Source organism: Streptomyces sp. 3MP-14, from assembly GCF_006334905.2.
In the GTDB taxonomy this organism is placed as follows: domain Bacteria; phylum Actinomycetota; class Actinomycetes; order Streptomycetales; family Streptomycetaceae; genus Streptomyces; species Streptomyces triticirhizae.
Window position 1 is genome coordinate 1 of sequence record NZ_VDLZ02000030.1, and the last position, 17,273, is coordinate 17,273.

Consider the following 17,273-nt stretch of genomic DNA (forward strand, 5'->3'; position numbering starts at 1 on the left):
GTCGGTGGAACGGTAGGCGGAGACATAGCGGAAGCCGTTGTTGTCGTCGTGCCGGTTCTCGCCGAACCAGTAGTAGTAGCCGTCGACTTCGAGGATGCCGCCGCCGTGCGCGTGCAGCGGGTTGCCGGCGGTGTCGGTGAACTGGGTTCCGTTGGGGACGGTCACGGGCTCCGCCTGGGCCGAGTGGCCGGTGAGGAACGGGATGAGCAGGGCCAGTCCGAGGAGCGCGGCGAGGCGCCAGCGGCGCCGTGATCCGGTGCCGCGAGCGGTGCCCTGCGGGCGCTGAGGGTGTCGAAGGTGCATGAGGCGACTCCTGAGGTGAGGCGCACCGCTTCCGTCGTCCGCGGACGGGCGGTGCGTGGGGGGCCTACCACCGCCCGGCCGGGCTTCGGCCGGGCGGTGGCGTCCCGTTCACCGTCGAACGGCGGCCACCGAAGGTCAACCGCCTCACACCGAATCGATCAGAACCAATCAACTACGCTCAGGGGGTGGGGTGTTGGGCCGGGGTCGGGGTCGGGTCAGGGAGGCCGAGGTTCTCGCGGAGGGTGGCGCCCGTGTACTCCGTGCGCAGGGCGCCGCGCTCCTGGAGAAGGGGGACGACCCGGTCCACGAACTCGTCCAGGCCGGTGGGCGTCAGATGGGAGCCGAGGATGAAGCCGTCGGAGCCGTCGTTCTGGACGAACGCGTCGAGCTGGTCGGCCACCTGCTGGGGCGTGCCGACGAACTCGGTGCGGCCGAAGACATGGATCGCCAGGTCGCGCAGCGAGTAGCCGTTCGCCTCCGCCAGTTGGCGCCACTCGGCGACGGTCCGGTGGGCGTCCTGGTGGACGCGGGCGCGGCCCTGGATCACGGGCGGCCCCTCGGGGTCGGGGTCGATGTCGGGCAGCGGCCCGTCGGGGTCGTAGCCGGAGAGGTCGCGGTTCCAGACGGCCTCCAGCAGGATCTGCGCGGTCCGGCCCGTGACCTGCTGGCGGGCGATGTGCCGGTGCCGTTCGACGGCGTCCGCCTCGCTGTCGCCGAGGACGAAGGACGCGGAGGGCAGAACCTTGACCGCGCCGGGCGGCCGGCCGGCCCGGGCGGCGCGGCGCTGGATGTCCCGGTAGAACTCCCTGGCCTCGTCGAGCTGGTGGTAGGGCGAGAAGATGGCGTCGGAGCGCCGGACCGCGAAGTCCCGGCCGCCGGGCGAGACGCCCGCCTGGAGGATCACCGGCCGGCCCTGCGGCGAGCGCGGGGTGGTGAAGTGGCCGGAGATGTCGAACTGTTCGCCGGCGAAGGCGAACGCGCCGACCCCGCCGTCGCCGCCCCCGTCGCCCTCGGGCCGGTTGAGGAACCGGCCGGTCTCCTGGTCGGCGACGATCGCGTCCTTGGCCCAGGTGTCCCACAGCCGGTGGGTCGCCGCCAGGAACTCGTCGGCCCTGACATAGCGGTCGTCCCGGTGCAGATAGCCGCCGCGCCGGAAGTTCTGCCCGGTGAACGCGTCGAAGGAGGTGACCACGTTCCACCCGGCGCGCCCGCCCGAGAGATGGTCCAGGCTGCTCAACTGGCGGGCCAGCTCGTAGGGTTCGTTGAAGGTGGTGTTGAGGGTGCCCACCAGGCCCAGGTGTTCGGTGACGGCGGCCAGCGCGGCCAGCACCGGGAGGGTGTCGGGGCGGCCGACCACGTCCTGGTCGAAGACCCGCCCCAGCCGCTCGCGCAGCGCGAGCCCCTCGGCGAGGAAGAAGAAGTCGAACCGGCCGCGCTCGGCCGTCCGGGCCAGGTGCCGGAACGAGGAGAACGCGATCTGGCTGCCGGCCTGCGGGGCCGACCAGAGGGTGTGGTGGTTGACGCCGCTGAGGAAGGCGCCCAGGATGATCCGCTTGCGGGGCTGTGTCGGCTCGGTCATGGTCTCTCGTCCAGTCCTGAGGTCAACGGGTTACGGCTGGCGGTCAACGAGGTCGGCGGGGTCACGTCGGCGGTCAACGGGCGGCCGTGGCGGGGCGGTTGGCCGTGGCGTAGCGGTTGGCCGGGCGGGGCAGGCCGAGGCGGGCCCGCAGGCTCTCCGGCGCGTAGGAGCCCCGGAACACGCCGCGCCGCCGCAGCTCGGGCACCAGCGCGCCGACCACCGCGTCGAGGTCGTCGGGGAGCACCGCCGGGCGCAGGCGGTAGCCGGTCAGCCCGGCGCGCTGCCACTCCAGCAGGGTGTCGGCCAGCGCCGACGCGGTGCCGACGAAGATCGGCGCGTCGCTGGTGAACGGTTCCCCCGCCCGCTCCGCCAGGCGCGCCGCCCGCTCGTCGGCGGCGGCCTGGGTCTCGCCGAGGAGGACCACGATGTCGGCGAACACGTGCAGCGTGGCGTCCGCCCGCCCGGCCACCTCCTGCGCGGCGCGGATCTCGGCGACGGAGGCGCGGACGTCGTCCACGCCGTGCGGGGTGGTGAAGATGACGTCGGCCGTGCGGGCGCCGAGCCGGTAGGGCGGGCCGCCGTGGGCCAGCAACGTCACCAGCGGCTGGCCCTGCGGCGGGCGCGGCACGATGCCGGGGCCGCGCACCCGGAACCAGCGGCCCTCGAAGTCGACGGTGTGCAGCCGGGTTCGGTCGACGAAGCGGCCGGTGGCGGCGTCCCTGATCTCGGCGTCGTCCTCCCAGCTGTCCCACAGCCGGCGGGCGACCTCGACGAAGTCCTCGGCCTCGGCGAAGTGTTCCTCGACATAGGCCCTGACCCCGGGCCCTTCGGGGGCGGTGAGGCTGACGGGGCCGACCTCCCGGCGGCCGAAGTGCCGGTTCTCCGCCGGGCGCGAGACCTGCACCCGCCAGCCGGCGCGGCCCTCGCTGACGTGGTCCAGGGTGGCGATCGCCTTGGAAATGTGGAAGGGCTCGGTGTGGGTGGTGGTCGCGGTCGGGACCAGACCGATGTGGCGGGTCAACGGGGCGATCCGGGAGGCGATCAGCACCGCGTCCAGCCGGCCGCGCACCCGGTCGGTCCGGCCGTCGGGGCCGTCGGGGAGGGTGGACTGGAGCGACAGCGCGTCCTCGATGGTGACGAAGTCCAGCAGCCCGGACTCGGCCGTGGCCACCAGGTCGGCCCAGTAGCGGGCGGTCAACAGGGCGTCGGGGCGGGCCCGTTGTTCCCGCCAGGCCGCCGGGTGCCAGCCGGCGCCGTCCAGGGCGACGGCGAGATGGAGGGGATAGGAGGAGCCGGGGAACGACACGGAGGAACGGGGCATGGGAGTGGCCTCACTTGCCGGTCGAGGGGGACATGCCGGTCGAGGGAGCGTGCGGAGCGGCGGACCTCAGGGCGCGCCGGTCGACGGCACGGCGCGGCGCGTGAACGACGCGGCGGGCGGGCGGCGCGGAACGGCTCGCGGAACGGCTCACCGGGTCGACGGAGCCGACCGGGCGGCAGGGCGCGGGGAGGTCCGTGGCGTCAGCGACAGAGCGAACTGGCGGAGCGGACCAGGTCGATGGGCAGCCGCCGGGTCAACGAGCGGGACACGGCGGGCGCTTCGTGCGCTCTCACGGTGCCCCCCTTCGGCGGAACGCGCGCGCCCCGGAACCGGGACCCGCGCTCGACGACCGGCCTCGACGGCCGCCCCAGCACGCTAACTCCCCAACGCGCGCCCTGTCCATGCGCCCTCGCGCGGCGGCGCGGACGGGCGGGGGCGCGGACGCGCGGCGGCGCGGACGCGCGGCGGCGCGGACGCGCGGCGGCCGCCCGCCCGCGCGGTGCGCTCAGAGCGGGATCTCGGTGGGCGGCCCGGACGGCCAGTGAACGGTGACGTGGTCGGCGGCGACGTCCAGCCTCGGGCGGGGCAACGCCCCCTCGGCGTCCGCCCGTTCGAGGGTGACCAGGGCCGCCAGCACCGCGCCGGCGGCCGGCGGGCCCGCCGTGGCGGCCGGCGGGCCCGCCGTGGCGGCCCACGGCACGGCGGTGTGCCGGCCGAGCGGGCCGGTGTCCCGCTCGCGCAGCACGCCGGCCTCGGCGAGGCCGCGCAGCGGCTCGACGGCCGACCGCAGCCGCGCCGTCCGGGCCGTGGCGCCCGGCCCGGCTGCGGGCGGCTCGGCGGCCGCCAGGGGCCAGCCGCCGAGCCGCAGCGCGACGACGGCGGGGTCCACGAACTCCAAGCGCAGCAGCCGGAGTTCACACCCGTCGCGCAGCACGGAGGCCACGGTGAGGCGGCCGGCGACGGTGGCCTCGCCGGCGCGGCCCGAGCCGTGGTCGGGCCCCGCCTCGGGGGCCGGGGTCACCCAGTGCACGGGGCCGCCGGAGACGGCGAACGTCACCCCGCCGGGACCGGTGCCGCTCCCCCGGACGGTGAACCCGGTGCGATGGGTGGCGCGCCCGGCGGCGTCGAGCAGCACCACGGCGTTGTCCACCGGATCGTCCACGGTCTTCCCGACCAGCGGGGGAACGGTGGCCGTCGAGTAGCCGAGGCGGGCGTAGAGGGGCGCGTCGGCGACGGTGTCGCCGGGGGCGGCGTGGTCGGTGCCGTGGTTGAGCACGGTGACCACGCCGGTGCCGCGCCGGCCGACCGCCAGCCAGCCGGGGGCCTCGACGCTCCGGGCGAAGTCCCCGCGTTCCACCGGGAGTTCCCGCTCGACGGCGGTCCAGACCGGATGCTCGGCCGGCAGCGCGAGGCCCAGCATTCCCTTGGCGGCCCAGTAGGGCGAGCCGGGGCCCGAGTAGTCCTGCTTCATCGCCGGCCAGGGGTGGTGCCAGCCGAGGCCGAGCAGCCCGTCGGCGTCGGGCGCGCCCCGGTCGTGGAAGTGGCGCAGGATGCCGCTGGCGGCGCGGCGCAGCAGGCCGGGCGGCAGGTCGCCGACGCCGGCGTAGGCGGCGGTCCACAGCGGGGCCGCTGCGGCGAACCGGTAGATCAGGCTGCGCCCCTGGAGCAGCGGCGAGCCGTCGGCGCCCACCAGGTGGACGGCGTCGTCCAGGTAGCGGGCGAGGTCGGCCTCCCAGGTGGCCACGGTGCCGGGCTCGACGAGGCTGCCGGTGACGTCGAACGAGCGGGCCCACAGCAGCGGGTAGAGGTGCAGGGCCCAGCCGGTGTAGTGGTCGTAGGCGCGCTGCTCGGCGCCGTCGGTCAACCAGCCGCCGGGGCGGCGGAGTCGGGCGTGCACGGCGAGGTCCTCGGCGATGTCGTGCGGCGACCAGGGGCCGCCGACCTCGCGGAGGAAGGACTCGACGACGACGCGGAACCAGACCCAGTTGATCGGCGGGTAGGGCTGGCCGACGACGGTGGCCAGCCAGTCGACGGTGCGCTGCCGGACCCGGTCGTCCAGCAGGTCCCAGAGCCAGGGGCGGGTGAGCTGGAGGATCAGCGCGACGGAGGCGGCCTCCACCTTGGCCTGGCCCAGCTCGTTGGGGCGCGGCCACGCCTCGGGCGAGGCCGGGTCGGTGCCGGCGGCCAGTCCTGCGGCGTAGCGTTCGACGAGCCCGGTGGGGTCGGCGCCGCGTTCGCCGACGAGCCGGAAGCCGGCCAGCAGCAGGGTGCGGGCGTAGCCCTCCAGGCCGTCGGAGTCCCGGCCGTGGCGGCTGGGTGGGCCCGGCAGGTCGATCCGGGCGCCGAGCGGGGAGCGGTGGCGGTCGACGGCGGCCAGCATCCGGTCGGCGAGGTCCACCCAGTGCGCTCTGGTCCAGCCGGTGTGCGGGGAGAGCGTGCGGTCCTCGGGCACGGGCCGACGCGAACGCCCGGCGTTCGGGAGGGAGTTCACGCGCTCACCGCCAGGTCGTCGCGGCTGACGGGGTCCAGGGGCGGGCGGCCGGCGGCGTAGCGTTCCAGTTCGTCGAGGGCGGCGCCGGCCATCCGGCGGGTCTCGGAGTCGAGCGAGCCCGCGATGTGGGGCGTGATCAGCACGTTGGGCAGTTCGTAGAGGGGCGAGTCGGCGGGCAGCGGCTCGGGTTCGGTGACGTCGAGGATGGCGTGCAGCCGGCCGTCGGCGCAGGCGGCGGCGAGGGCCGTGGTGTCCACGAGGCTGCCGCGCGCGGTGTTGACGAGGGTGGCGTGCCGGGGCAGCGCGGCCAGTTCGGCGGCGCCGATCAGGTGGCGGGTCGAGGGCAGCGCGGGGGCGTGCAGGCTGAGCACGTCGGCCTGGGGCAACGCCTCGGCCAGGGTGGCCGGTTGGGCGCCGGCGGCGCGGATGGTCGCCGGGTCGACGACGGGGTCGACGACCAGCACCCGCGCCAGGCCGAGGCCGGTCAGCAGGGCGCAGACGCGGGCCCCGACGCGGGAGTGGCCGACGAGGACGACGGTGCGGTCGACGCCGGACAGCTCGCCCCTGCGCTGCCGGTAGGACCAGTCGGCGCGGTGGGTGCGGGCGTCGTGGGCGAGGAAGGGCACCTTCTTGAACGCCCACAGCACGGCGGCCAGCGTGTAGTGGGCGACGGGTTCGGCGTTGGCCTCGGCGGCGGTGGTGACCAGCACCGAGCGGTCGAAGACGGCCGGCGGGACGTGGGGGCGGACGGAGCCGGCGGCGTGCAGCACGGCGCGCAGCCGGGGGGCGGCGGCCAGCACGTTCTCGTCCAGCCGTGGGCAGCCCCAGGAGGTGAGGAGCACCTCCGTCTCGGCGAGCCGGGCCAGGGCGGCCGGCGAGGTCAGCTCGTGGGTGACCAACGGCTCGCCGAGCGTGGCGAGTTGGCGCAGGCGGGCCAGCTCGGCCGGCCCGAACTGGGTGGCGAAGACGTCGGGCGCCATCACCAGCAGCGTCTGCGGAGCCCTCCCCCGCGATCGGCTCACTTGACGCTCCCGGTGGCCAGGCCCGAGCGCCACTGCCGTTGCAGCACGACGAAGGCGATCACCAGCGGCACGACGGCGAGCAGCGAGCCGGTGATGACCAGGGGGTTGTACTGGGGGAACTGGGACACGCGGGAACTCCACTGGAAGAGGCCGAGGGTCATGGGGAAGAGCTTGGGGTCGGTGAGCATCACCAGCGGCAGGAAGAAGTTGTTCCAGATGCCGACGAACTGGAAGAGCAGCACCGTGACCACGCCGGGCCGCATCATCGGCAGCGCGATGGTGAGGAACGTCCGCAGTTCGCCGGCGCCGTCCATGCGGGACGCCTCCAGCACCTCGTCGGGCACGGCGGCCTCGGCGTAGGCGCGGGCGAGGTAGACGCCGAACGGGTTGGTGAGCAGCGGGATGAAGACGGCCCAGAAGGTGTCCACCACGCGCAGTTCCGAGGCGAGGAGGTACAGCGGCAGGGCCAGCGCGGTGGTGGGCACCAGGACGCCGGCGAGGGTGACGGCGAACAGGGCGCGCCGGCCGGGGAAGTCGAGCTTGGCGATGGCGTAGCCGCAGGCGGAGCAGATCAGCGCGCCGAGGACGGCGCCGAGCCCGGCGTAGAGCAGGGAGTTGCGCACCCAGTGGAGGAAGACGCCGTCCTCCTCGGCGAACAGGTCGCGCAGGTTGCCGAGGAGGTTCCAGTCGGCGAGTTCGAAGGCGCCGGTGGTGGAGAAGTCCCCGACGTTCTTGGTGGCGGAGGTCAGCAGCCAGACCAGCGGCAGCACGCCGTAGAGCGCGGCGATCAGCAGCAGGGCGTGCACCGCGCCGCGCGAGGTCCAACGGGACGTGCCACGGGGGGAGTTCAACGGGACCTCCGGGTGGACAGGCGCATCACCAGCGCGGAGAGCAGGGCGCAGGCCAGCGCCAGCAGCAGCGAGGCGGCGGCGGCCCGGCCGTAGTCGTTGCTGACGAACGCGGCCTCGTAGACATAGAGACTGGGCGTCCAGGTGCTGGTCACCGAGGGGGTGAAGGAGCGCAGCACCAGGGGTTCGGTGAAGAGCTGGAGGGAGCCGATGACGGTGAAGACCAGCGCGACGAACACGGTGGGCCGGATCATGGGCACCTTGACGGCCAGCGCGGTGCGCAGCGGCCCGGCGCCGTCCACGGTGGCGGCCTCCAGGACGTCCCGGGGCACGGTGCGCAACGCGGTATAGAAAATGATCATGTTGTAGCCGAGCCACTGCCAGGTCGCCATGGTGACGATGGACGGCAGCACGCCGTCGCTGCCCAACGGGTCCCAGGGCAGCGCGTCGTTGAGCGGGCCGACGCCGGGGCTGAAGAGGTAGGCCCAGATCAGGCCGGCGATCACGCCGGGCACCGCGTAGGGCAGGAAGACGGACAGGGACCAGAGTTGGCGCAGCCGGACGGTGGCGGAGTCCAGCAGCAGCGCCAGCAGCAGAGCGCCGCCCAGCATCAGCGGGATGTGCAGCAGGGCGTAGCGGGCGACGTTGCCGACGCTGTCGCGGAAGGCGGCGTCGCCGAGGACGTCGGCGTAGTTGCCCAGCCAGACGAAGACGTCGTGCGGGCCGTCGAAGCCGAGCCCGGAGAGGCGTTCGGTGAACAGGCTGAGGTAGAGCGCGTAGCCGATGGGCACCAGCACGGTGCCGAGCAGCAGCAGCGCGAACGGGCCGGCCAGCAGCCAGGGCGCGAGCCGGGAGCGGCGGGTGCGCCGGCCGGACGCGGCGCGTTCGGGGTGTTCGGGGTGTTCGGGGCGTTCGGGGGTGACGACGGTCATGCGGGGCTCCCCTCGCGCACGGACAGGCCGCGGTCGCGCATGGTGGCGACGGCGGTGCGGTGGACGCCGCGCAGGGCGTCGGGGATGGTGGTGGCGCCGGAGGAGACGCGGCCCAGGGCGTCGGCGACGGAGGAGAACAGCCCGAGCGCGTTGGGTCCCCAGGTCCACTCGGGCACGCGGGCGTCGGCCTCGTCGAGCACCTCGTAGACGGGGTCGCCGATGAAGTAGTCGTCGGCGACCACCTCGCGGGCCACGTCCCGGTTGGGCAGGTAGGCGGGGAACGGCGAGGTGAACGTGGCGCCGATGCGCGGGACTTCGGGGTCGGTGGACAGCCAGCGCAGGAAGGTGAGCGCGGCCTCGGGCACCCCGGACTCGGCGGAGACGGAGAACGCGGTGCCGCCCTGCATCCCGTTGGCCGGCCGCGCCGGGTCCCAGGTGGGCATGAGGGCGACGGCCCAGCGCCCGGTGTCGTCGGGGATGGACTTCTTCAGGGTGCCCACGCCCCAGGCCGCGCCGAGGTAGCCCCACAGCCGGCCGGTGTGCAGGGCGGCGATCCAGTCCTGGGTGCCGGTGGCGCCGCCGGCGACCAGGTCGGCGTCGAGGAGGTCCTGCCAGAAGCCGCCGGTGCGCAGCGTTCCCTCGCCGGCGACGTCGACGACCCAGGTGTCGCCCTCGATCCGCCACCAGGGATCGCCGGCGCCCCAGGACATGCCGGCGAAGAACGAGCCGTCGTTGAGCGGGAAGGTCGTCAGCCGGGCCGCCGGGTCGGCGTCCCTGACCTGTTGGGCGACGGCGGCGAACTCCTCCCAGCTGCGCGGGACCTCGATGCCGTGCTCCTCGAAGAGGTCGGCCCGGTAGTAGAACGCCATGGGGGCCATGTCCATCGGCACCGCCCAGGTCCGCCCGTCGGGGCGCACCGCGCGCCAGGCGGCGGGCGAGTAGCCGTCGGCGAGGTCGGCGGTCTCCTCGGTGATGTCCCGCAGCCCGCCGGTGGCGAGGAGCTGGATCAGGCCCTGGTACTCGACGTGCAGGATGTCGGGGGCGTTGTGCGCCTTGATGGCGTTGGTCTGCTGGGCGTAGCCGCCGGAGAGCCCGGCCGCGATCACGCTCAGCTCGACGTGGACCTCGCGCTGCGCGGCATTGAAGGCGGCCACATAGCTGTCCATTCCGGTCATCCAGGACCACAGGGTGACACGGGTCGCTCCCGAGGCGGTCGTCGACGAACAGCCGGTGAGTCCGACACCGCCGGCCGTGAGCGCGGCCGCGCCGGCTGAGGCACGCAGCAGGGTGCGCCGTGACCAGCCGAGAGGGTGGGCCATCGTGTTCTCCGTCCTTCCTCGCGTGATGCCGGCCCACTTCAACGTGTGCGATAGTGCAGCGTCAATCACCAGAGACCAACACGATCAGACTCGATCACTTCCGAAAGCTGCTGCCGAAAGCCGCTGCCGAAAGTCACTGCCGAAGGCTGGTGTGGGCGATGTTCCTTCCCTCGCAACGTCAGGAGCGCATCCTGACCCTGGTGCGCCAGCAGGGCGCGATACGACTCAGCGATCTCGTCGAGAAACTGGACGTCTCGGCGGTCACCGTGCGCAGGGACGTGACGGCGCTCGCGGACCGTGGGCTGTTGCGCCGGGTCCACGGCGGGGTCACCCTGCCGCACCGGGGCGGCCGGGAGCCCGAGCACCGCCGCTCCACCTTCGGCCCGACGGTGCCCGGACTCCTCCTCGGCATGGTGGTGCCCTCCGTCGAGTACTACTGGCCGCAGATCATCCAGGGGGCGCAGACGGCGGTGAACGCCGCCGAGGGCCGGCTGGTGATGCGGGTCTCCTCCTACGAACCGGGCGAGGACCGGCGGCAGATCACCGCGCTGCTGGAGCGCGGCGCCCGCACCCTGCTGGTGGCGCCCGTCGTCAGCGGCTCGCACGGCCTGGACCTGCTGCGCTGGCTGGCCACGCTGCCGGTGCCGGTGGTCCTGGTGGAGCGCCAGCCGCCGCCCGAGCTGCCCACCCTCCAGTTGGACGCGGCCACCACGGCGCACGCCCTGGGCGCGGGGCTCGGCGTGCGCCACCTGGTGACCCTCGGCCATCGCGGCATCGCGCTGGTCCTCTCCCGGCAGAGCCCCACCAGCCGGGCGCTGCGCGCCGGTTGGGGCGAGACGATGGGCGAGCTGGGGCTGCCCTACACCGAGGAGTGGCGCTTCGACGTGCCGGTCTACGGCACCGCCGGCTGGACGGCGGTCTATGACGAGGTGCTGCGCCGCTGCCGGGAGTTGGGCCTGAGCGCGCTGCTGGTGCACTCCGACCGGGAGGCGATCGGCATGGTGGAACGCGCCCACGACCTGGGGATCTCGGTCCCGGGCGAGCTGGCCGTCGTCTCCTACGACGACGAGGTCGCCGCGACCTCGGACCCGCCGTTGACCGCCATCCGGCCGCAGAAGCACCGCCTGGGGCAGATCGCCGCCGAACTCGCCCTGGCCCGGGTCGCCGAGCCCGACCCCCGGCCCGTGCACCGGGTCCAGCTCTGGCCGACCCTGGAGGTCCGCGAGTCCTGCGGCGGCCCAACCGCCTGAACGCCCCCGCGCCACCCCCCTTTCCTTCACCGGGAGTTGATGACTCCGCACCGGGCGTGACGCTCAACCCGCCCGGTGGCGTTCCAACCTGAACGAGTGCTTTCGACTCTGATCACTTGCTGCGGGGGCGATTGACCGTCGACCGCCGGGACTGGAACGTGACGCCACCTGTTCCCCCATCCCCCAAGGCCCCGGTGACAACTCCCGGGCCCGCCAACGCCGTTCCCGCACCCACGCCGGGCCGTCCAGGAATGCGGAGTCCGTTATGCCCAGAAACGCGCAACCGTCGTCGTTCCCGCCGTCCGTCGCGGCCGCCGCCCTCGTCCCCACCGGCGGGTGACCGCCGTGACCTCGACCCTGCCCCGCGCCGCGTCCCAGCCGGCGCCGCCCGGCGGCCGACCCGCGACCACCCCCCGCCCCCGCCGCTCCCTCGCGGCCCGCCTGCGCGGACAGCGCACCCTGCTGCTGCTCGCCACGCCCGGCATCGTCTACTTCCTGGTCTTCCACTATGCCGCGCTGTTCGGCAACGTCATCGCGTTCAAGGACTTCGTCCCGTTCCAGGGCGTCTGGGAGAGCCCCTGGGTCGGACTGGACAACTTCGAGCGGATGTTCAACGACCCCGCCTTCTGGCAGGCGTCCTGGAACACCGTCGCCATCGCCGCCCTCCAACTCCTCTTCTTCTTCCCGCTCCCGCTCGCCCTGGCGCTGCTGCTGCACTCGCTGGCCAGGGGCCGGGTCCGCGCCCTCGTGCAGTCCGTGGTCTACCTGCCGCACTTCCTGTCCTGGGTGATCGTCGTGGCGCTCTTCCAGCAGATGCTGGGCCCCACCGGCATGTTCGGCGGGGACGTGGCCTTCGTGACCGACGTGCTCAGCGACCCCGACGCGTTCAAGCCGCTGATGGTCGCCCAGATCATCTGGAAGGACTGCGGCTGGGGCACCATCATCTTCCTGGCCGCGCTCAGCCAGGTGAACCACGACCTCTACGAGTCCGCCGCCCTCGACGGAGCCGGGCCCTGGGGCCGCTTCTGGCATGTCACGCTGCCCGCGCTGCGGCCCATCCTGATCCTGCTGCTGATCATGCGGCTGGGCGACATCCTCACCGTCGGCTTCGAACAGATCCTGCTCCAGCGCGACGCCGTCGGCCCCGAGGCCGGCGAGGTCCTCGACACGTTCGTCTACTTCCACGGCGTGCTCGGCGCCGACTGGGGCTACTCGGCCGCCGCCGGCCTCTTCAAGGGCGTGGTCGGGGCCGTCCTCGTCTTCACCGCCAACCGCATCGCCCATCGCCTCGGGGAGCAGGGGGTCTACAAGTGAGCGTCACCATCGCGAACCGCACCGAACGCACCGGCCGCGCCGGCGGCACCGGCGGCACCGGCGGCACCGGCTTCGTCCACCGCGTCCTCGGCCCGGCCGAGGAGCGCCCCGCCTGGCAGGAACGGCCCCGACTCGCCACCCGCGTCGGCAAGTTCGTCGCCCTCGTCGGCGTCTGCGCCCTGGTCGCCGTGCCGCTGCTGGTGGTCGTCGCCACCTCGCTGGCCTCCCCCGACGATGTCGTGGAGAACGGCGGCTGGGTGCTGTGGCCCACCGAGCCGACGCTCGCCACCTACCGGGACATCCTCTCCGGCGGCACCATCACCCACTCGCTGCTGGTGAGCGTCGGCGTCACCGTCGGCGGCACCCTGATCAGCCTGTTCGGGACCATCACCCTGGCCTACGCGCTCAGCCGCGACCACTTCTCGCTGCGCCGGCCGCTGCTGCTGATGGTGCTCTTCACGTTCCTCTTCCCGCCCAGCATGTTGCCCAGCTACCTGGTGGTGAAGAACCTCGGACTCCTCGACACCTACTGGGCGTTGACGCTGCCGGTGGCCATCAACGTCTTCAACCTGGTCATCATGCGCGGCTTCTTCCAGGGCCTGCCGAAGGAGCTGTACGACGCGGCCAGGATCGACGGGGCCGGCGAACTCACCGTGCTCACCCGCATCGTGCTGCCGCTGTCCAAGCCGGTGATCGCGGTGATCGGCCTCTTCTACGCCGTCGGCTACTGGAACAGCTTCTTCCACGCGATCCTCTACCTCAACGACTCCGGCGACTGGCCGCTCCAGGCCGTCCTCCAGACCGTGGTCACCCAGGGCGCCGCGCTCAGCGGCAACAGCAGCGACGCGCTCGCCGACACCGGCACGCTGGCCGCGCCGCAGAGCTACCAGATGGCCACCGTGGTCATCGCGATCCTGCCGATCCTCGTCATCTACCCCTTCGTGCAGCGGTACTTCACCAAGGGCGTGCTGACCGGCGCCATCAAGAGCTGACCGAGCCGCGTCCCCCGGAGAGGAGCCCCACCCCCCATGACCACCGGACCCACCCGCCCCACCCGCCGCGGCTTCCTGCGCGGCTCGGCCGCCGTCACCGCCGCCGTCGCCGGCGCCCCGGCCCTCGTCGGCTGCGGCACCTCCACCGCGCGCAGCGCCGCCAACGTCGGCACCGACCCGGTGCCCTGGCCCACCCACATCCCGCTGGCCGGCCCCGAGCCCGACCTGCCGCCCGACCCGCGCGGCGTCGACGCCGGCTTCCTGCGCTACCCGGACCGGCTCACCAGCGCCACCGCCGAACGCCCGGGCAACGGCGAGAGGATCACCGCGCTGGTGGAGAGCTACGAGTCCCCTCCGCGCGGCCCGGACCGCAACCGCTACTGGGCCGCGCTCAACGAGGCCCTGGGCGTCGACCTCGACCTCCAGATCGTGCCCAGCGCCAACCTCGGCCACAAGATCGCCACCCTGATGGCCAGCGGCGACATGCCCGACCTGCTGATGATCCGCAACTGGATGCCGCGCATCGCCGACTACGTGGTCAACGAGGCGGCCGACCTCAGCGAGCACCTCGCCGGCGACGCCGTCGCCGACTACCCGAGCCTGGCCAACCTGCCCACCTACGCCTGGCAGGACATGGGGCTGATGGCCGGCCGCATCCACGGCGTGCCCATCGTCAGGCCCCGCACCGGCTCGACGATCATCGCCAACCGCGAGGCGCTGACCGAGGCGGCCGGCGACGCCTACAACGCCTGGGACGCCGACGCGTTCGTGGCGGCGCTGCGCGCGGCGACCGGCGGCAACCACTACGGCTTCGGCGTCCCCGAGGGCGGCTGGGCGTTCGGCGCGCCCACCTTCGCCGGCTGGTTCGGCGCGCCCAACCTCTACGGCATCGACGACTCGGGCGCCTTCGTGCGCGCCGAACTCACCGAGGAGTACCGGGCCGCCGTCGAGTTCACCGCGCGGCTGCACCTGGCGGAGAAGGTCTACTACCCGGGCACGGCGACGCTGCCCACCACCACATTGAAGTCGCTCTTCTTCAACGGCACCGTCCGCAGCCACCTCGACAACCTCTCCGGCTACCAGACGGAGGTGCCGACCGTCGGCGACGCGTTCACCGTGGACCTCCTGCGGCCCCCGACCGGCCTGGCGCCTCGGCCCGCGACGCACTTCGGCGGCGGCACCTACGGCGCGGCGATCCTGAAGCCCGCGCCGCCCGCCCGCATCCGGATGCTGCTGCGGCTGCTGAACTACCTGGCCTCACCGTTCGGCACCCGGGAGCACCAGCTGGTCAACTACGGCCTGGAGGGCGTCCACTTCACCCTGGAGGACGGCGAGATCGTGCCCACCGAGCTGGCCTCGACCGAGAACCCGAGCGTGGTGCCGGTCAAGTACCTGACCGCCCCTCCCCCGGTGCACTACTTCCCCGGAAACCCGGACGCCGCCCGCCGCGCGCACGCCCACCAGGTGGCCGAGATGGAGTACGGCATCCCGCCGTTGACCTCGGGGCTGGTGGTCCGCGAGTCCCGGCTGACGCAGCAGAAGCACGTCAATCTGTTCTTCGACGCGATCATGGCCATCGTCCAGGGCCGCGACTCGATGCGCCGCTGGGACGAGGCGATCCGCACCTGGCGCACCGACGGGGGCGACCGGGTCGACGCCGAACTCCAGGCCGAGTACGAGGCCGTCCACGGCCGTTGACCCGGGCGGGGCGTAGGGGGCCGACGGGACGGCGGCGGCCCGCCGTCGACGCTGTCGCGTCGGCCGGCGGGCCGGGGCGTCCGAGGGGGTACCCGTTACCGCTTCCGGGGCCGGACGATGCTCAGGTGGATGGCGGAGACCAGGAAGAAGACGCCGCCGAGGACCGCGTAGCCCGCGACGCCGGCGATGTCGTCGGCGCCGTCCAGCCCCTGCGCCAGGAACGCGGAGCCGGCCAGGACCGAGATCCCGCCGCTGAGCATCTGCGGCACCTGGCCGCCGGATCGCCGGTTGCGGACGGCGGTGACGAGCTGCGGGATGCCGGAGCCGATCGCCCAGGCGCCCCAGACGCCGAGCGCGGCGGCGATCGACATCGTCGAGGCAACCCCCAGCGCGACGGCGACGAGCGCGCTGACCGCGACGTTGATCCACTCCGTGACCTCGGGCCGCCGCGCCTCGGGCCTGGCGTGGAGCTGCCAGAGGACGGCGGCGGCGTCGAAGAGCGGGTAGACGACCAGCAGGGTTGTCAGGAGCGGCCCGTCCGTGTCCGAGTTCGGGACCAGCAGCGCCGCCCAGACGATGGCGAAGGCGAAGCGGACGAAGTAGAGGCGGCGCAGCGCCTCGCCGAAGGCCGAGGAGGAACTCGACGGGGAGATGGTCGGGGTCGTTTCCGACGTGGTCATGGCGTCTCTCTTTCCTGGGTTCTGCTCCTGGTGCGTGGCGGAGCGGGGACGGTCAGGCGACGGTGGTGCTGAGGGTGACGGGAACGTTGCCCCGGGTGGCGGCCGAGTAGGGGCACACCTCGTGGGCGGCGGCGGTCAGGGCCTCGGCGACGTCGAGCGAGACGCCGCCGCCGAAGCGCACCCGCAGCGCGGCGCTCAGCGCCCAGCCGCCGGTCTCCGTCGGGACGAGCGAGACCTCGGCGACGACGGCGGAGTCGACCAGCGTCACTCCGCGTCGCGAGGCGACGAGCTTGAGCGCGGAGTGGAAGCACGAGGACCATCCGGTGGCGAACAGTTGCTCCGGGTTGGTGGCCCCACCCGGCCCGCCCATCGCGGCGGGGACGGCGAGGGTGACGTCGAGCCGGCCGTCGTCGGTAACGGCGCGGCCTCCGGCCCGGCCGTCGCCGGTCGCGGTGGCGACGGCGGTGTACAGCGGTGCGGACTCGGACTCGGACTCGGACACGGACTCGGACAGCGGTGCGGACATGGGGCCCCTCCGGCTCGGCGAAGTAGAGTTACTAGTTCGTCTACATAGACGAGCCTAGACTGTCCCGCAGTGCCGGTGCAACCGGCCGACCGACCAGAACCGGAGCGGATGATGAACGCCGAGACCGCCGAACCCGTGGCGCGCACCACCTCAGGACCCACCACGCGGGCGCGCATCCTCGCCGGGGCGACCGAGCTGTTCTACGGCCAGGGCATCCGCGCCACCAGCGCCGACCGCGTCATCGCGCAGGTCGGGATAACGAAGGTGACCTTCTACCGCCACTTCCGCACCAAGAGCGATCTCGTCGTCGCCTACCTGGAGGAGCAGGCGGGCGCGGAGCGTCGCTGGTTCGAGGAAGTGCGGCGGCAGGACGACCCGGTCGGCTCGCTACGCGCGCTGGCCGCCGGCATCGGCGAGGCGAGCTGCCGCCCGGGCTTCCGGGGCTGCGCGTTCATCAACGCGGCCGCCGAGTTCGCCGACCCGGAGGACCCGGTGCGGGTCGCCGTGGACGCGCACCGCCGGTGGATGCTCGACGCGTTCGCCGGGATCGCCGCCGAGGCCGGGGCGGCGGACGCCGACTCCGCCGCGCGGCAGCTGATGATCCTCCGGGACGGGGCGATGGTGAACGGCTACCTCAGCGACCCGGCGACGATCGCGGACGCCCTCGCCGCCGCGTTCACCGCGATCCTCACGACGGCGGCGGACCCGGCCGAGGGCTGACGGGCCGGCTGGGGTCGGGTGCGGGTGCGGGTGCGGGTGGTGGGTGGGTGCGGGGTTTGTCTGCGGGCCGGTGGCCGGTGCGGGGCAGCCCGACTGATCGTTTGTTGGTCGACGAGGCCCATTGTGTGGGGTTGGGGCTCTGGCGCGGGCTACGACGCCGGGCCTAGATGTATTGGCCTGCAGGGTTGTTTACGCGGCTGATGGGTGGTTGGCCTCCGAGTGCGGTGTGGGAGCGATGGTAGTTGTAGGTGTGGAGGTAGTCGGTCAGTGCGGCGGTT

14 protein-coding genes and 2 pseudogenes are annotated in these 17,273 nt (G+C 73.5%); 5 read left to right on the top strand and 11 right to left on the bottom strand.

The features are described 5' to 3' along the window. From FH609_RS30580 to FH609_RS30615, 8 genes and pseudogenes are all read right to left on the bottom strand, one after another. Positions 1 to 303 (bottom strand): annotated as a pseudogene (locus FH609_RS30580) (hypothetical protein); the annotation flags it as partial. Positions 304 to 481: 178 nt separating this feature from the next. Further along, positions 482 to 1,882, bottom strand: coding sequence for an NtaA/DmoA family FMN-dependent monooxygenase (locus tag FH609_RS30585; protein ID WP_139675709.1), 1,401 nt, complete (start codon positions 1,880 to 1,882; stop codon positions 482 to 484). Between the two features lie 73 nt (positions 1,883 to 1,955). Next, entirely contained in the window at positions 1,956 to 3,203 is a 1,248-nt protein-coding gene (locus FH609_RS30590) for an LLM class flavin-dependent oxidoreductase (protein ID WP_139675711.1), read from the bottom strand. A 505-nt stretch (positions 3,204 to 3,708) separates the two neighbouring features. Further along, on the bottom strand, positions 3,709 to 5,655 hold the full coding sequence (locus FH609_RS30595) for a DUF2264 domain-containing protein (RefSeq protein ID WP_226962069.1): 1,947 nt from the start codon (positions 5,653 to 5,655) through the stop codon (positions 3,709 to 3,711). Positions 5,656 to 5,690: 35 nt separating this feature from the next. Then, the gene (locus FH609_RS30600; protein ID WP_139675726.1) at positions 5,691 to 6,674 is read right to left on the bottom strand and encodes a hydroxyacid dehydrogenase; all 984 of its coding nucleotides are present in this window, start codon (positions 6,672 to 6,674) and stop codon (positions 5,691 to 5,693) included. 38 nt (positions 6,675 to 6,712) lie between these two features. Continuing rightward, the gene (locus FH609_RS30605; protein WP_226962071.1) at positions 6,713 to 7,567 is read right to left on the bottom strand and encodes a carbohydrate ABC transporter permease; all 855 of its coding nucleotides are present in this window, start codon (positions 7,565 to 7,567) and stop codon (positions 6,713 to 6,715) included. Further along, entirely contained in the window at positions 7,564 to 8,496 is a 933-nt protein-coding gene (locus FH609_RS30610) for a carbohydrate ABC transporter permease (protein WP_139675713.1), read from the bottom strand. Before FH609_RS30610 ends, FH609_RS30605 begins: the two co-directional genes overlap by 4 nt. Beyond that, positions 8,493 to 9,815 carry an ABC transporter substrate-binding protein gene (locus FH609_RS30615; RefSeq protein WP_139675714.1) on the bottom strand — a complete coding sequence of 441 codons (1,323 nt, stop codon included), beginning with the start codon at positions 9,813 to 9,815 and terminating at the stop codon, positions 8,493 to 8,495. The genes FH609_RS30610 and FH609_RS30615 overlap by 4 nt, the downstream gene beginning before the upstream one ends. A 158-nt stretch (positions 9,816 to 9,973) precedes the next feature. Here FH609_RS30615 and FH609_RS30620 point away from each other — a divergent pair, with 158 nt between their 5' ends. The 4 genes from FH609_RS30620 to FH609_RS30635 all read left to right on the top strand — a co-directional run bounded on the left by FH609_RS30620 (position 9,974) and on the right by FH609_RS30635 (position 15,069). Next, positions 9,974 to 11,065, top strand: coding sequence for a substrate-binding domain-containing protein (locus FH609_RS30620; RefSeq protein ID WP_139675716.1), 1,092 nt, complete (start codon positions 9,974 to 9,976; stop codon positions 11,063 to 11,065). Between the two features lie 345 nt (positions 11,066 to 11,410). Then, positions 11,411 to 12,379 carry an ABC transporter permease gene (locus tag FH609_RS30625; RefSeq protein WP_405379191.1) on the top strand — a complete coding sequence of 323 codons (969 nt, stop codon included), beginning with the start codon at positions 11,411 to 11,413 and terminating at the stop codon, positions 12,377 to 12,379. After that, positions 12,376 to 13,371 carry a carbohydrate ABC transporter permease gene (locus tag FH609_RS30630; protein ID WP_226962072.1) on the top strand — a complete coding sequence of 332 codons (996 nt, stop codon included), beginning with the start codon at positions 12,376 to 12,378 and terminating at the stop codon, positions 13,369 to 13,371. Before FH609_RS30625 ends, FH609_RS30630 begins: the two co-directional genes overlap by 4 nt. A gap of 36 nt (positions 13,372 to 13,407) precedes the next feature. Then, positions 13,408 to 15,069, top strand: a complete 1,662-nt coding sequence (locus tag FH609_RS30635) for an extracellular solute-binding protein (protein WP_139675718.1) — start codon at positions 13,408 to 13,410, stop codon at positions 15,067 to 15,069. A 95-nt stretch (positions 15,070 to 15,164) separates the two neighbouring features. Here FH609_RS30635 and FH609_RS30640 read toward each other — a convergent pair whose 3' ends face one another. Next, positions 15,165 to 15,749, bottom strand: a complete 585-nt coding sequence (locus FH609_RS30640; protein ID WP_226962073.1) for a hypothetical protein — start codon at positions 15,747 to 15,749, stop codon at positions 15,165 to 15,167. Between the two features lie 52 nt (positions 15,750 to 15,801). After that, positions 15,802 to 16,275 carry an organic hydroperoxide resistance protein gene (locus tag FH609_RS30645; protein ID WP_139675720.1) on the bottom strand — a complete coding sequence of 158 codons (474 nt, stop codon included), beginning with the start codon at positions 16,273 to 16,275 and terminating at the stop codon, positions 15,802 to 15,804. A gap of 69 nt (positions 16,276 to 16,344) precedes the next feature. On the opposite strand from FH609_RS30645, the gene FH609_RS30650 reads away from it, so the two are divergent. Next, a complete protein-coding gene (locus tag FH609_RS30650) occupies positions 16,345 to 16,995 on the top strand; it encodes a TetR/AcrR family transcriptional regulator (RefSeq protein WP_226962074.1) in 651 nt (216 codons plus the stop codon). A 163-nt stretch (positions 16,996 to 17,158) separates the two neighbouring features. On the opposite strand, the pseudogene FH609_RS30655 reads toward FH609_RS30650, so the two are convergent. Further along, positions 17,159 to 17,273, bottom strand: a pseudogene (locus FH609_RS30655) (IS481 family transposase); the annotation flags it as partial.